Annotated in this window: 14 protein-coding genes and 1 tRNA gene; 2 read left to right on the top strand and 13 right to left on the bottom strand. The window is 74.6% G+C overall.

The features are described from left to right. Nucleotides 1–10 precede the first annotated feature (10 nt). The 3 genes from MICAU_RS16860 to MICAU_RS16870 all read right to left on the bottom strand — a co-directional run bounded on the left by MICAU_RS16860 (nt 11) and on the right by MICAU_RS16870 (nt 1,601). Nucleotides 11–83: transfer RNA gene (locus MICAU_RS16860), tRNA-Glu, on the bottom strand. A gap of 479 nt (nt 84–562) precedes the next feature. Beyond that, nucleotides 563–1,132 carry an HAD family hydrolase gene (locus MICAU_RS16865; protein ID WP_013286539.1) on the bottom strand — a complete coding sequence of 190 codons (570 nt, stop codon included), beginning with the start codon at nt 1,130–1,132 and terminating at the stop codon, nt 563–565. Between the two features lie 76 nt (nt 1,133–1,208). Then, nucleotides 1,209–1,601, bottom strand: coding sequence for a hypothetical protein (locus tag MICAU_RS16870; protein ID WP_013286540.1), 393 nt, complete (start codon nt 1,599–1,601; stop codon nt 1,209–1,211). Nucleotides 1,602–1,748: 147 nt separating this feature from the next. Between MICAU_RS16870 and MICAU_RS16875 the strand changes: the two genes are divergently transcribed. Beyond that, nucleotides 1,749–2,522, top strand: a complete 774-nt coding sequence (locus MICAU_RS16875) for an alpha/beta hydrolase (RefSeq protein WP_013286541.1) — start codon at nt 1,749–1,751, stop codon at nt 2,520–2,522. Between the two features lie 24 nt (nt 2,523–2,546). Here the strand turns inward: MICAU_RS16875 and MICAU_RS16880 are convergent, their stop codons facing one another. The 3 genes from MICAU_RS16880 to MICAU_RS16890 are packed head-to-tail and all read right to left on the bottom strand — an operon-like array spanning nt 2,547 to nt 4,933. Next, complete coding sequence (locus MICAU_RS16880; RefSeq protein ID WP_013286542.1) at nt 2,547–3,053, bottom strand: DinB family protein; 507 nt, start codon at nt 3,051–3,053, stop codon at nt 2,547–2,549. 44 nt (nt 3,054–3,097) lie between these two features. After that, nucleotides 3,098–3,907 (bottom strand): M15 family metallopeptidase, encoded by an 810-nt coding sequence (locus tag MICAU_RS16885; RefSeq protein WP_013286543.1) that lies wholly within the window; start codon nt 3,905–3,907, stop codon nt 3,098–3,100. Between the two features lie 60 nt (nt 3,908–3,967). After that, nucleotides 3,968–4,933, bottom strand: coding sequence for an acetylxylan esterase (locus tag MICAU_RS16890; protein ID WP_013286544.1), 966 nt, complete (start codon nt 4,931–4,933; stop codon nt 3,968–3,970). A gap of 199 nt (nt 4,934–5,132) precedes the next feature. Between MICAU_RS16890 and MICAU_RS16895 the strand changes: the two genes are divergently transcribed. Next, complete coding sequence (locus MICAU_RS16895) at nt 5,133–6,158, top strand: LacI family DNA-binding transcriptional regulator (protein ID WP_013286545.1); 1,026 nt, start codon at nt 5,133–5,135, stop codon at nt 6,156–6,158. 15 nt (nt 6,159–6,173) lie between these two features. Here MICAU_RS16895 and MICAU_RS16900 read toward each other — a convergent pair whose 3' ends face one another. The 7 genes from MICAU_RS16900 to MICAU_RS16930 form a co-directional block, all read right to left on the bottom strand. Next, a complete protein-coding gene (locus MICAU_RS16900) occupies nt 6,174–7,454 on the bottom strand; it encodes a D-alanyl-D-alanine carboxypeptidase family protein (protein WP_013286546.1) in 1,281 nt (426 codons plus the stop codon). Between the two features lie 100 nt (nt 7,455–7,554). Continuing rightward, complete coding sequence (locus tag MICAU_RS16905; protein ID WP_013286547.1) at nt 7,555–8,277, bottom strand: polysaccharide deacetylase family protein; 723 nt, start codon at nt 8,275–8,277, stop codon at nt 7,555–7,557. Continuing rightward, nucleotides 8,274–9,437 carry an MGDG synthase family glycosyltransferase gene (locus MICAU_RS16910; RefSeq protein ID WP_013286548.1) on the bottom strand — a complete coding sequence of 388 codons (1,164 nt, stop codon included), beginning with the start codon at nt 9,435–9,437 and terminating at the stop codon, nt 8,274–8,276. The genes MICAU_RS16905 and MICAU_RS16910 overlap by 4 nt, the downstream gene beginning before the upstream one ends. A 62-nt stretch (nt 9,438–9,499) precedes the next feature. Beyond that, nucleotides 9,500–10,783, bottom strand: a complete 1,284-nt coding sequence (locus MICAU_RS16915; protein WP_013286549.1) for a D-alanyl-D-alanine carboxypeptidase family protein — start codon at nt 10,781–10,783, stop codon at nt 9,500–9,502. Nucleotides 10,784–10,884: 101 nt separating this feature from the next. Next, on the bottom strand, nt 10,885–11,301 hold the full coding sequence (locus MICAU_RS16920; RefSeq protein WP_013286550.1) for a protein-tyrosine phosphatase family protein: 417 nt from the start codon (nt 11,299–11,301) through the stop codon (nt 10,885–10,887). A 98-nt stretch (nt 11,302–11,399) separates the two neighbouring features. Beyond that, nucleotides 11,400–12,020 (bottom strand): hypothetical protein, encoded by a 621-nt coding sequence (locus tag MICAU_RS16925; protein ID WP_013286551.1) that lies wholly within the window; start codon nt 12,018–12,020, stop codon nt 11,400–11,402. A gap of 13 nt (nt 12,021–12,033) precedes the next feature. Next, a complete protein-coding gene (locus MICAU_RS16930; RefSeq protein ID WP_013286552.1) occupies nt 12,034–13,818 on the bottom strand; it encodes a DUF4012 domain-containing protein in 1,785 nt (594 codons plus the stop codon).

Genomic DNA, 13,818 nt, shown 5'->3' on the forward strand with positions numbered 1-13,818 from the left:
CCGTCTGACGTAGGCCGTACGGGACTCGAACCCGTAGCCTCCCGGGTGAGAACCGGGTGAGCTGCCAATTGCTCCAACGGCCCTCCGGCGGCGTGACGCCGTCGGCGGATTCACCCCGGACACGGAGAACCGCCCGGCTCCGGTCTGGGGCGGGCGGTTCGCGCGGATCGTCGCGCCGGCGCTAGACGCGCCACCACCCTGGTTGCCACTGCCGTCGCCGGCCCGTGCCCGATTCGGGCAGCAGGACACCGGCGCGCGGCGCTTGCCGCTCGGCGCGGGTGCGGTTCTGCTGCGACACGGTGGACTCCCCTGGTGGACCAGAACGTTGCCGCTCACGGTACGGCCGCCGCGCACCGGCGGCAACGTGAATTTGCGAGTGAAGCCCTCGTATGAAGGAGGTCTCTGCCGAGAGATCAACTTCACGAGGGGCTTCACGTGAGTGCCAGCGGCAGACCCGTCAGGACGGAACTTGGGCAAGCCTGAGCACGTATTCGAATCCGCGTTTCTGCGCGGGCGAATCCACCATTGGCAGGATCAGCGCTGGTATGCCGGCGGAAACCGATCAGCCGTCGCCAGCGGGATGATCACCGACCATCAGGGTCTGGCCCGGTGCCGTATGGAGGGCTGCGAGGGCGGCGCCCCAGATCCGAGGGTCCGGTTTGACGAAGCCGACCTCGTAGGACAGTACGAACGCATCGACATAGCCGTCGAGTCCGTGCCGCACAAAGCACTTGCGGATGTCCCAGCCGACGTTGCTGACGACGCCGATGCGAACACCGCTGTCACGCAATGCGGACAGCGTGGCGACGGTGTCGGCGTACGGCTCGATTGCTTCGGCGTGTGTTTCGTGCATGACCGATGTCAGCGCCTGGTCAACCCCAGGAATCTGTTCCAGCACGGTGAGGATCGCCCGATCCCAGACTCGCGGATCCAGATCTCGGGCGATGTGGGCCGGATCCGTGGCCGTCTCCCGCAACAGTGCCGCGAAGTCGCCAGCAATACGGTGCGCCTCGCCAGCAGCCAATGCCCGGTCGATCGATGCCGCCGCGTTGCCCACCCAACGCTCCGAGTCTCTGGCGAACAGAGTCCAGGCGAAGTCGAACAGTACTGTCGTCACGCGCCTGGCGGTCATCGCATCACCCTAGATCGACACGACGCGTCCGGGAGCGGCGGTCGACCTGGATCGGGCAGGGCTGGGGTGCCCGGTCTCACCCGGCGTGCGCCACCGGGTGGCGCCGCATCTCCTCCATGAACGGGTAGCGCGCGGTCAGCTCGGCGAGCGTGATGCCGGCCCGCCACGCGGCCGCCACCTGCGCGACCTGGAGCAGGTCGGTGGCGTCGCCCCGGGCCTGGACGTCGCCGTCCACCCGCAGGTCGATCATGAAGTAGCGGGCCTGGGAGCCGAGGCTGACGCAGACCACGCCCCGGGCGGAGGTCATCTCGGCGCAGGTGAACCGGCTGCGCCCCTGCTCGGGCGCGGTCACCTCGCCCACGTCGAGCTGGTGCGCGGCGGCGGTCGCCACGAGCGCGGGGGCGAGACCGCCGGGCTCGACCAGGTCCGGGTAGAGGCGCACACCCAGTGCGGCCGACACGTCGCTCATGACTGACTCCCACTTCCTCGTGACAGAGACCAGCAGCGCGCAGGTTACGAGTGTGTTTCCGGCACGCACGGCCATCTTTTCCCGTGCGACGGTCCCGGGGCAATAGGAACGCCCTCATCGAACCCCTCCGAGGTACGCTGCCGCCTCATGGCGCTGATCCGGTGTGACTTCTTCTCCGAGGCGTTGGGCATGGGCACGTCGATGACGGTGCTGCTGCCCGATCGCGGCGCGGCCGGGATCGGCGTGCCGGGCGCCGCCTCCGACGGCGACCCGCCGGTGCTCTACCTGTTGCACGGCCTGACCGACGACGACACGGTGTGGACCCGGCGCACCTCGATCGAGCGGTACGTGGCGCCGCTCGGGCTGGCCGTGGTGATGCCGCAGGTGCAGCGGAGCTTCTACTGCGACGAGGCGCACGGCAACCGGTACTGGACGTTCCTCAGCGAGGAGCTGCCCGAGGTGTGCCGGTCGTTCTTCCGGCTGTCCACGCGGCGGGAGGACACGTTCGTCGCGGGCCTGTCGATGGGCGGCTACGGGGCGATGAAGTGGGCGCTGCGCCACCCGGAGCGGTTCGCGGCGGCGGCCAGCCTGTCCGGCGCGCTGGACGTGACGCGCCGCCGCCACCATGCGACCCGTCCGGTCGACCCGGCGGTGTGGCGCACCGTCTGGGGTGACGGCCCGGTGCCCGCCGACGACGACACGGTGGGGCTGCTGGAGCGCTCCGGCGACGACCGGCCGGCGCTCTACGTCGCCTGCGGCACCGAGGACTTCCTGTACGAGGACAGCATGCGGTTCCTCGACGTGGCCCGGAAGCGCGACCTGCCGGTCACCGTCGACTTCGGCCCGGGTGACCACGACTGGGCGTACTGGGACGCGCGGATCTCCGACGTGCTGGCCTGGCTGCCGCTGCGCACGCGCTGACCGGTGCGCGGGCGCTGAGCGGGCTCAGACGCCCACGGTGCCGTCGACCGCCTCGCGGATCAGGTCGGCGTGCCCGTTGTGGCGGGCGTACTCGTGCAGCATGTGCAGCATGACCAGGCGCAGCGAGACGTCCTCGCCCCAGCGTGCCTGGTGGCCGGTGACGTCGAGCGACTCGGCCTCCCGCTCGATGCGCCGGGCGTGCTCGATCTCCCGCTGCCACGCCTCGAACGCCTCCGCCGCATCGGCGTCGCGGGCGTCGTACGCCTGCTGGAAGTCGCCGCTGTCCGACCACACCAGCGGTACGTCCTCGGCGGCGATGACCCGGCGGAACCAGGTGCGCTCCACCTCCGCCATGTGGCGGACCAGGCCGAGCAGGGACAGCGTGGACGGCGGCGACGCCTGCCGGCGCAACTGCTCGTCGGTCAGCCCCTCGCACTTGAGGGCCAGCGTGGCCCGGTGGAAGTCGAGGAAGGCGCGCAACGACTCCCGTTCGTCCGCGAGCAGCGGCGGGCCGATCCGTTCGGTCTCCATGAGCGTCGAGCCTAGCCGCAATCGATCATGGTGGAACGACCGCGTCACCGCAGTGACGAACCGGCCACCGGGAAGTCGAACCAGGTGTCCGGGTACGGCTCGTCCACGTACCGGTAGTGCCACCACTCCAGCGGATAGTTCTCGAAGCCCTGCTCGGACATCAGCCGGCGCAGCAGGTCCCTGTTGTTCCGGGCGGTGTCGCTGATCCGCGCGTCGGCGGTGTGGGCGCGCGGGTCGAAGCAGTCGAACCCGGTGCCCATGTCGATCGAGTCGTCGGCGAAGCGGCGCCCGGCCGGGTCGGTGCAGGGCACGAGCGGCTGGCCGGGCGTGTACGCGGCCTGCGGGGGCCCGGAGACCGGAACCAGGGTCAGGTCGACCGTGCTGCCCCGGCTGTGCGCGGTGGGCGCGCCGATGTAGCCGTCGGCGAACAGCCGGTCCTTGGCTACGCCGGGATAGAACTCCCCCTTCATCCGCTGCTCGCCGGGGAGTTTCGCCCAGGCGACGAAGTCGTCAGCGGCGCGCTGCGGGCGGTAGCAGTCGTACACCTTGAGGCTGTGCCCGCCGGCGAGCGCGGCGGTCTGCACCCGGTGCAGCGCCTGCGCCGCCGGGCGGGTGAGCAGGCAGCGCGGCTCGGCGTACCCGTCGACGGGACGGCCGACGAAGTTGTGCGGGCCCGCGTACCGGATGTCGGTCCGGACGGTGGGGTCGACGGTGGTGAGGTCCACGACGTCCGCCGGGGCCCGGGGGCCGGTCGGGGTGGGTGAGGGCGGCGCGGACGGCGACGGGGACGGCGCGGGCCGCTGGCAGGCGGCGAGCAGCGCGGCCGCGACGGCCAGGACCGCCGTCGCGCGCATGCCGGTGCCCATCCGCCGTGTCTACCAGCCCGGGCGGGCCGGCATCGGCGGAACCGGTGGTCAGCCGCCCAGCACGGTACGCAGGAAGTCGACGGCGGCGGCGTCGTCGTCGATGCCGCCCGCCTCGTGGCCGTTGAACCGCCACACCGTCAGATCCTTGTCGCCCCGGTAGTCGTGGTAGGCGGCGTAGACGGTGGACGGCGGCGTGATCTCGTCCATCAGCGCGACGGAGAACCGGGCCGGCACTGTGGCGCGGCGGGCGAACGCGACGGCGTCGACGTAGCCGAGCGTGCGCAGCGCCTGCTCCTCGCGGTCGCGGTGCACGGCGAGGTAGTCGCGGATCTCCCGGTACGGCGTGGCGTCGGTGATCGTGATCGCGCGTGGGATGTCGCAGAGGAACGGCACGTGCGCGACAGCCGCGCGGACCCGCGGGGCCAGCGCGGCGGCGGCGAGCGCGGCGGCGCCGCCCTGACTGTGACCGAGTACGGCGAGCCGGTCCGGGTCGACAGCGGGCAGCTCGCACGCGGCGTCCACGGCGCGGACCGCGTCGGTGAGGAAGCGCCGGTAGTAGTACTTGTTCGGGTCCTCGATGCCCCGGGTGGCCATGCCCGGCGCCTGCGGTCCGGCGGCGGCGACGTCGGGTGTGTCGCCCCGGCTCCACCCCGAGCCCTGGCCGCGCGTGTCCATCTGGAGGTGCGCGAAGCCGGCCGCGGACCAGAGCAGGTTCTCCAGCGCGTGGCCGCGCCCGCCGCCGTACCCGACGTACTGCACGATCGTGGGCAGCGGCTCCGTCGCGCCGCGCGGCACCCGCAGCCAGGCGCGGATCGGCTGTCCGGCGAAGCCGGGGAAGGTGACGTCGAAGACGTCGACAGCGGTCAGCGGCGTGGGCAGCGGCGTCGCCGTCACGGGGTCGCCGCAGGAGCGCGCCTGTGCCAGAGTGTCAGCCCAGAAGGCGTCGAAGTCCGGAGGCTCGTGCAGGTCGCTGCGGTAGGTGCGGAGTTCGGCCTCGGTCAGGTCGGTGAACACGCCTCGGTTTTCCTCGTCGTTCGTCGGGGGTGGACGGCGAGCCGTCGGAAGATGACGGGCGCATTTCCGGAACGTTTCCGCAACTCGTGCGAACGCTAGGGCCGGTCCGGCCTGTCGTCAAGCCCTCGGCGTACGGCAAGATGTGCGTGGGGCGGGACGGTCTACCGGTCGGTTCCGGCAGCCGGCGAAGGGAACACGGGTGAGCGCGGACGACGAGCGCAGGGTGACCATCACCGCGATCGCACGGGAGGCCGGCGTCTCGGTCCCGACCGTGTCGCGCGTGCTCAACGGGCGGTCCGACGTCGCGCCGGACACCCGGGAACGGGTCGAGGAGCTGCTGCGCCACCACGGCTACCGCCGCCGCGGCAGCCGTACCGTGCGCCGGGCGGACCTGGTCGACCTGGTCTTCAACGACCTGGACAGCCCGTGGGCGGTGGAGATCATCCGCGGCGTGGAGGACGTCAGCCACGCCGCCGGGGTGGGCACCGTCGTCTCGGCGATCCACCGCGAGTCCAGCTCCACCCGGCAGTGGCTGCACAACCTGCGCGCCCGCGCGTCCGACGGCGTGATCGTGGTGACCTCGCACCTGAGCCCGGCCGTGCAGGCCCAGTTGCGGCGCCTCAACGTGCCGGTGGTGGTGGTCGACCCGGCGGCCGGCGTGGCCGCCACGGACGTGCCGGCGATCGGCGCCACCAACTGGACCGGCGGCCTGGCCGCCACCGAGCACCTGCTCAAGCTCGGCCACCGCCGGATCGGTTTCGTGGCCGGCCCGCCGCACCTGCTGTGCAGCCGGGCCCGGCTGGACGGCTACCGGGCCGCGCTGGCCGCCGCCGGAGTCGCCGCCGACGACCGGCTGGTGCAGCCCGGCGACTTCTACCACGCCTCCGGGTTCACCGCCGGTGGCGCGCTGCTCGACCTGGACGACCCGCCGACGGCCATCTTCGCCGCCAGCGACCAGATGGCCTTCGGCGTGTACGAGGCGGTGCGCCGCCGCGGGCTGCGGGTCTGCGACGACGTGAGCGTGGTGGGCTTCGACGACCTGCCCGAGGCGCGGTGGGCCTCACCGCCGCTGACCACGGTGCGCCAGCCGCTGGTGGAGATGGGCCGGCTCGCCGCGCGTACGGTGCTGCGGCTGGCCCAGGGCGAGGAGATCGACTCGCCCCGGGTCGAGCTGGCCACCGAACTCGTGGTGCGGGACAGCACAGCGGGGCCCGCCTACCGCTGATCCGGGCCGCTCCTTTCAGTCCTGTTCCGGAATTTCCGGCTCCCGTAGAGCCGACCCGGCCGACAAGGCGACGGCGGCGGCGTTACGGCGACGCCGGGCCAGCAGCAGCGCTCCCCCGGCCGTCAGCACCGCGCCCACCGCCACAGTCACGCCCGTACCGGGACGCGGCCCGGGTGCCGCCCCGCCGCCCCGCAGACCGGCCTGCCCGGCCAGCGCCGAGGCCGCCCCGCCCGCCGGTGGCGCCGGCCGGTCCAGCTCCCCCGGCTCGACCAGCCGTCCCACCGCGGCGTCGCGGGGCTGCGCGAACCCCCAGTCCAGCAGCGCCGCGCCCTGCTGCCAGCCCCGCTGCGTGGTCACCTCGGCGCCGAGCAGCGTGACCACGAGACGCCGCCCGCCGCGCTCGGCCGCGCCGACGTACGTGTGCCGGGCCAGGTCGGTGAAGCCGGTCTTGCCGCCGAGCGCGCCCGGATAGTGGTCCAGCAGCATGTTGTCGTTGGAGATCGCGAACCCCTTCGCCCGCTGCGCCGGCTGGGCCGGGATCTGCGCGATCCGGGTGGCGGCGTACCTGCGGAACGCCGGGTCGGCGAAGCACGCCCGCGCGATCAGCGCCAGGTCGTACGCGCTGGTGAACTGCCCCGGTCCGTCCAGCCCGGACGGGGTGACCGCGTGCGTCTGCCGGGCGCCCAGGCGGTGCGCCTCCTCGTTCATCGCCCGCACCCCGCCGGCCAGCCCGTCCGGGCCGCCGCCGAGGCGGGCGAGCGCGTTGGCCGCCTCGTTGCCGGAACGCAGCAGCAGGCCGAGCCAGATCGTCTCGATCTGGTAGCGCCCGCCCTCCACCAGCCCGACCGCCGAGCTGCCCGGTTCGACAGCCAGGTCCCCGGCGGTCACCGTCACCTCCCGGTGCGGGTCCAGCCGGGGCAGCATGGTGGCGGCCAGCAGCAGCTTCTGCACGCTCGCCGGTACGCCGTACTCGTGCGGGCCGCAGCCGCCGAGCACCGCGCCGCTGTCCAGGTCGGCGACCACCCAGGAGGTGGCTGTCACCGCAGGCGGCGCGCTCGACGCGGGCGGGACGACCAGGCCGGCGGTGTCGAGCGCGGCGCCGCCGACGGCCCGCGCGGCCGGGTCGGGCGCCGGCGGCGGCTGCGGCGGCCGGGTCGACGGGGCCGGCACGTTCGGGCAGGGCGGCGCGGCGGGCAGCCGGCGTACGGGCGAGCGGACGGCGGCCACGGCCGGTGTCGCCGGCACCGGCAGCAGCAGGGCGGCGGCCAGCGCCACGAAGGGTCCCCAGGTCCTCATGACCCGGACGCTAGCCACGCCGACCCGAACGGGTCACCGGCTCCGGGATTCGCGTTCCGGCGCCGCGGGCGCGCGGTAGGCTCCGCCGCCCGCTCGCGGATCAGCGCGCGCGGAGCCCGTGGCCGGCGAGCGGGCCGACGTGCCATCCGCGCCGGCGACACTCGGCCAGCACGCGCGGAAGCGCGGCGAGACCGGCCCGCCAGGCGCCCGGTGCGGCGGTACGGGAGGAGTCGTGCAGCAGGATCGTGCCGCCCCCGTCCAGCCCGGCCAGGACGGTGCGTGCGACGGTGCCGGCGGTGGCCGTGGCGGTCCAGTCCCGGCCCCAGCAGCTCCACAGCACCGGCCGCAGGCGCAGCCGCCGGGCGGCCACGAGCGCGGCGGTGGTGAGCACGCCGTACGGCGGTCGCAGGAACCGGGGCGGACGACCGGTCACGTCGGTGACCAGGTCGTACGCGCGGGTCAGATCGCGAACCGTGCGAGCCGGGCCGCGCAGCAGCAGGTTGTCGTGCGTCCAGCCGTGCACGGCCATCTCGTGGCCGTCGCCGACCACCCGGCGACCCAGCGCCGGGTGGCGCCGCAGCATCGCGCCGAGCACGAAGAACGTGGCGCGGACCCGGTGCGCCGCCAGCACGTCCAGGACGTGGCCGGTGGACTCCGGGTCCGGGCCGTCGTCGAAGGTCAGCGCGACCCGGTCGGGCGCCCCGAGCCCGTGCAGGCCGGGCAGCAGCAGCCGCCGTACGGCGGGCAGGGCCGTCACCACCGGCGCCGCCTGCACCGCCGGCAGCGCGAGCGCGGCGGCCCGGGCGAGGGTGGCGGCTCTCATCGCAGCCCGCCGGTGGACTGGAGCAGCGCGGCGAGGACGGCGACCGCGTCGCCGACCGGGTCCAGCAGGGGGCGACGTGTACCGGCCGGGCCCGCGGGCGGTGCCCGGCGTGCCGCCTCGGCGACCAGGCCGGCCGGGTCCTGGGACACGTCGTCGCGGGACGGGGCCACCGGTCCGGTCCCGATCACCGCCGCGAGCACCGGCCCGAGTTGCTGCGGTGTGGCAGCCCACCGGCTCAGGCCGGCGCGGGCCAGGATCGCGGCGTTCGCGCGTCCGTGCCCGGCGATGGGCCGGTACGTGACCACCGGCAGCCCGGCCGCCAGCGCCTCCTGGCAGGTCAGCCCACCGGCGTTCTCCACCATGACGTCGACGGCGCGCATCAGCGCCGGCATGTCGTCGACCCAGCCCAGCACGTGCCGGCCGGCGCCGCGCAGCCGGTGGCGCAGCGCCGCGTTGTGCCCGCACACCACGACCGGCCGGACGCCCGCGGCGGCGACCTCGGCCACCGTGGCCGCCACCTCGCCGGTGCCCCAGGAGCCCGCGACGACGAGCGCGAGCACACCCTCGGCCGGGAGACCGAACCGCTGCCGGGCCCGCCGCCGGTCCTCCGGGCCGGTGCGGGTGAAGGCGCGGGACACCAGCGGCTGCACCGCGGTGACGTCGGCGGCGGAGGCCTGGTGCGTCTCGGCGTGGCGGACCGCGCAGTACACGTCGACGCCCGGCGCGAGCCAGGTCGGGTGCACCACGAAATCGGTCACATAGGTGATCACCGGGACACGGAGCCGCCCGCGGCGCCGCAGCGGGCCGAGGAGCTGGTTGGCGAACGGATACGTGGTGACCACGGCCCGCGTGTCGGGCGGGATGCAGCGGCGCAGGTGACGTCGGAACGGCCGCAGCAGTGCGCGGATCGCGCGTACGGCGGTCTGCGAGCTGCCGGTCAGCCGGAACAGCGCGTGGTAGCCCCAGGGAAGCCGGTGCAGCACGCCCCGGTACGTCTCGCGTACCGCCCGGTGGACCGGGTGGGGCAGCAGGTGCAGGAGGTTCAGCCGGTCCACCGCGAAGCCCCGCGCACGCAGCCGGTGCGCCAGCTCGTCGGCAGCCCGGTCGTGTCCGGCGCCGATGTCCGCCGAGACCACCACGATCCGGCCCGGGTGCTCCATGCCGGGCGCATACCCACGGAACCGGTGTCCACGCGACCCCGCCCGGGGCGCCGGTGACCGGGTCAGGCGCGGCGGCGTCCGCGGCGGCGGGATCGGCCGCGGCGGGCGGCGAGCACCGCCGCCACCCCGCCGACGGTGAGGGCCAGCAGACCGGCGACCGGCACGATCACCCGCCAGTCCCCGTCGCCGATGCGGTGCAGCGCCGTCCCGGCCGGTCCCCGCCACGGCGGGGAGGCGGTACGTCTCGGTTCGGCGGCCGCCGCCTGCCGGGGCTCCGCCGCCTCGGCGTCCCGCTCACCCGGCTCGACCAGCCGGCCGACCGAGGCGTCCCGGGGCAGCCGGAAGGCCCAGTCGAGCAGCTGGGCGCCCTGCTGCCAGCCGCGTACCGGGCGGGCCTCGGCGCCGAGCAGCGTCACCACGAGGCGGCGTCCGTCCCGCTGCGCGGCGCCGACGTAGCTGTGCCGGGCCAGCTCGGTGAAGCCGGTCTTGCCGCCGAGCGCGCCGGGATAGCGGTAGATGAGCTGGTTCTCGTTCTGGATCTGGAACCCGCCCTTCTTCAGCGCGGGCTGGGCCGGGATCTGCGTGCGCTCGGTGAGCGCGTACCGGCGGAACGCGGCGTCGGCGAAGCAGGCCCGCGCGATGAGCGCCAGGTCGTACGCGCTGGTGAACTGGCCGGGACCGTCCAGGCCGGACGGCGTGACCGCGTGCGTCTGCCCGGCGCCGAGCCGGCGGGCCTGCTCGTTCATCTCGGCGACGCCTGCCTGCGCGCTGCCGGCGCCGAGGCGGGCCAGCATGTTCGCGGCGTCGTTGCCGGACTGGAGCAGCAGGCCCAGCCACAGCGTCTCCACGCTGTAGCGGCCGCCGACGAGCAGGCCGACGGCCGAGCTGCCCGGCTCGATGTCCAGGTCGGCGCGGGTGGCGACGGCGACGTGCTTCGGGTCCAGCCGGCTCAGCATGGTGGCGGCCAGCAGCAGTTTCTGGGTGCTGGCCGGGGTGCCGGGGACGTGTGCGCCGCACGCGCCGAGGACCTCGCCGGTGTCCAGGTCCGCCACGAGCCAGGTGGTGGCGGTGACCGCCGGGGGCGCGGGGCTGCCCGGTGGCACGACCAGCCCGGCACCGGCCAGCGCCTCGCCGCCCACCGCCGCCTGTTCGGGCGTCGTGGCCGGCGGTGCCGGGCGGGGCGGCCGGCTGACCTTCGGGGCGGGCAGGCGCGGGCAGGGCACGGGAGCGGCGCCAGGGGCGGCAACCGGGGCGGCGGGTGTGGTGGCCGGGGCGGCGGCCGGGGCGGGCGTCCCGGCGGCGAGCAGGGTGACGGCGGTGGCGGCGGCCAGGGCCCGGGCTCTCATGAGAAGGCACCCTACCGAGCCCGATGATCAGGTCGGGACGGCTCACCGGTGTCGTGACGCCGCGCCGACCGGACGCTCCCGGTGGGTGACCGGCCGGGATGTCAGCGCACGCCGCGCAGCCACCACCGCTGCCACGGCGTCTCCACCGCGCGCCGGTGGTAGTGGGAGCGGACCCAGGCCACTGCCCGCGCGGGCGGCAGCCCGTCCAGCACGGCGAGCGCGGCGAGTGCGGTGCCGGTGCGCCCGACGCCGCCGTGACAGGCCACCTCGACCCGCTCCCCCGCGTACGCGCGCCGCCACGCCTCCCGCAGCGCGTCGAGGGCGTCGGCGCGGTCGGCCGGGATCCAGAAGTCGGGCCAGCGGACCCGCCGGACCGGCCATTCCGGCTCGGGACCGGGCGCCAGCAGCAGGGCGAAGTCGGCGGGCGAACCGGGCTCGGCGACCCGGCGTCCGCGCACGGTGGCGCCCCCGGGCAGCGTGAGCAGGCCGGCCTGGTCGGTCCACGGTGTCGCGTCCATGGCTCATTGTGTCGTGCCGGCCGGACACGTGAGTACCCGCCGGACCGGGTCCGGCGGGCACTCACGATCGAGCCGGGTCGTCCCCGGCGCGCCTCGGATCAGCCGAGGCGACGGCGGCGCCAGGCCATGGAGGCCAGGAGCAGCACCGCACCGGCGGCGGCGAGGCCACCACCGAGCTTCAGCGGCGTGCCGATGCTGTCACCGGTGACCGGCAGTCCACCCTTGTGCGGCGGCCGGGTCGGCCGCGGCGGCAGGACGGTGCCGGTGGCGCTGGCGATCCGTCCGGACGTCAGACCGGTGGCGGTGAACGTGTACCGGCCCGGCCGGGTCGGCCGGTAGGTGACGGTGAAGTTGCCGCTGGCGTCGGCCGTCACGGTGAACGTGGTCGGCGCCGGCTGCGGCTGGGCACGGTTGGGCGTGTAGGCGACAGGCGCCATCGCCACCGTGCTGCCGTCGCTGCGCCGCGCGGTCCCCTCGGCCGGGGCGGCCGCGGGCAGGCCCGAGATCGCCACGTCGATCCGCACCGACTCGTTCGGCGCGAAGTTCGAACCCCGCAGGGTGAACGTCTCGCCGAGCCGGATGGTGGTCGGTGAGACGGTCAGCGACGCGACCTCGGGCGGGTAGACCGGGGGCTGCGGCTGCGCCGCCCCGGCCGCGGTCGGCACGGCCGCTACGGCCAGGCCCACCGTGAGCGCCATGATGATGCGGGATAGCCGCATGATGGTTTCCCTCCTACTGTTCACAGCTTGGTGCGTTGACTACTTGGGTGGTCCATGGGGTGACGGTGGGCGTGTGCACCAGCTCGGCCGTCCCGGCGCCGGTCTTGCCGGTGAGCACCGTGACGTCGAGCGTCCGGGTCTGCCCCGGGCGCGTCTCCACGTTCGCCACCGCAACCTGGCGGCGGCCGTGGGTGCCACTGCCCATCGCGGTGTCCCGCCCGTCCAGCCGGCCGGTGAGCACGGCGCCGCCGGTGGGCGTGTGGACGGAGACGAAGGTGCGTGCGGTGTACTTGTCGCCGGCCAGAGCAAGCCCGGTGACCGACTTGCTCAGGCCCGACTTCGGGGCGGTGGAGTGCACCGTGACCCGCAGCCGCAGCTCACGGCGCCCGTCCGGGTGGCATTCGCCGACCGTCACGGTGGCCGAGAACCTGAGGTAGTAGCCGAGCTTCGCGCCGCTGCCGTCGTTGAGGAACACGCCGACAGTCGGCACGGAGTCCTTCTCCGGGAGCTGACCGGCCAGTCGGCTGCCGGCCAGTGCGCGTTGCTCCTCAGATCGGACACTCCAGAACAATATCCGACGTTCATTGATTGAACGGGTAAAAACGGTCAAAAGCGCGCGCGGGTCGACCGTCTTGGTGAACAGGGTGTCGAAGACGCCCGAGGCGGCCTTGGTGAAGTACTCGTCCTGGTCCTTCGTGTCCAGGTCCCGGTACGAGTCACTGAGGAGCGTCCGTACGGCGGTGGCGGCGCCCAGCGACGGCCCGTCCGGCACGTTCACCGGACCCACGACGCCGAGCAGGTACGACAGGACCACCGGGTCGACCGCCAGGACCCCGTCCACAGTGGTGCCGGTCCGGCGGCGCACCATGTCCCGGTAGAGCGCGGCGGCGGCCGGGAAGTCCGGGTTGAGGTTCACGTCCGCCGGATAGATGCCCGGCAGCTCGCCCCAGAGCCGCTTCGCCTCCGCGTCGACCTTGAGTGGCGGGTCGAAGAAGCGCAGGTCCGACGAGCTGCCCTGCTTCACGAGGCGGATCCGCCCACCCTCGGCGCGCAGGACGGCGTACGCGCCGAACATGCCACCGGTGGCGCGCAGCTCGGCCGGGTTCTGCGAGACCAGCAGATAACTGCGCGGTCCGTCCGCGCCGAGCAGCGGCGGCAGCAGCCGGGCGCCGCGGTCAGCCGCCGAGGTCAGCTCGCCGAGCTGGTCCAGCTCGGCGCGCAGCGCGGTGACCGCGTCGCGTACCTGCGTCACGAGGTCACCGGTGGGCACCTGCCGCAGCCGGTCGGCGGTCCGGCGTACCGCCTGGTCGGCGGCGGAGACCTCGGCCGAGACGGCGCGCAGGCGGGCCAGATCCAGCTTGCCCTGCTTCGGTACCAGCGAGGCGAGGTCGACGCGCAGCAGCGTGGGGAACGCCAGCCGGGCCAGATCGTCCACCGCCACCGAGATCTGCCGCACCGCGGCGAGGTTGTCCCCCGCGTACGGCGTCTGCTGGCCGACCCACCACACCGGATCCCCGGTCTCGCCGCGCGCGGCGGCGGCCTGCTCCTGCAATGCGGCGAGCGTGCGCTGGGCCCGGGCCACGTCGCCGTCGAGCACCTGGGCGCTGAGTTCCCGGGCCAGCCCGGCGGCGTTCACCAGGTGAGCGCGGGCCTGCCAGCCCCGGAACGCGACCCAGCCACCGGCGCTGAGCAGCACCGACACGACGACCAGCCCGGTCAGCAGGATCCGGCGGACCCGGGTGCGCCGGCGCCGACGCGAGCGGCGCCGCCGGACGGGCGTGGCACCAGGTCCGCTCAC

It is taken from the genome of Micromonospora aurantiaca ATCC 27029 (genome assembly GCF_000145235.1).
Taxonomy (GTDB): domain Bacteria; phylum Actinomycetota; class Actinomycetes; order Mycobacteriales; family Micromonosporaceae; genus Micromonospora; species Micromonospora aurantiaca.

Coding starts and splice junctions, on each gene's coding strand:
- MICAU_RS16865 (WP_013286539.1), bottom strand. CDS start 1,132: ATGACCGCCAGGCGCGTGACGACAGTACTGTTCGACTTCGCCTGGACT.
- MICAU_RS16870 (WP_013286540.1), bottom strand. CDS start 1,601: ATGAGCGACGTGTCGGCCGCACTGGGTGTGCGCCTCTACCCGGACCTG.
- MICAU_RS16875 (WP_013286541.1), top strand. CDS start 1,749: ATGGCGCTGATCCGGTGTGACTTCTTCTCCGAGGCGTTGGGCATGGGC.
- MICAU_RS16880 (WP_013286542.1), bottom strand. CDS start 3,053: ATGGAGACCGAACGGATCGGCCCGCCGCTGCTCGCGGACGAACGGGAG.
- MICAU_RS16885 (WP_013286543.1), bottom strand. CDS start 3,907: ATGCGCGCGACGGCGGTCCTGGCCGTCGCGGCCGCGCTGCTCGCCGCC.
- MICAU_RS16900 (WP_013286546.1), bottom strand. CDS start 7,454: ATGAGGACCTGGGGACCCTTCGTGGCGCTGGCCGCCGCCCTGCTGCTG.
- MICAU_RS16905 (WP_013286547.1), bottom strand. CDS start 8,277: ATGAGAGCCGCCACCCTCGCCCGGGCCGCCGCGCTCGCGCTGCCGGCG.
- MICAU_RS16910 (WP_013286548.1), bottom strand. CDS start 9,437: ATGGAGCACCCGGGCCGGATCGTGGTGGTCTCGGCGGACATCGGCGCC.
- MICAU_RS16915 (WP_013286549.1), bottom strand. CDS start 10,783: ATGAGAGCCCGGGCCCTGGCCGCCGCCACCGCCGTCACCCTGCTCGCC.
- MICAU_RS16920 (WP_013286550.1), bottom strand. CDS start 11,301: ATGGACGCGACACCGTGGACCGACCAGGCCGGCCTGCTCACGCTGCCC.
- MICAU_RS16925 (WP_013286551.1), bottom strand. CDS start 12,020: ATGCGGCTATCCCGCATCATCATGGCGCTCACGGTGGGCCTGGCCGTA.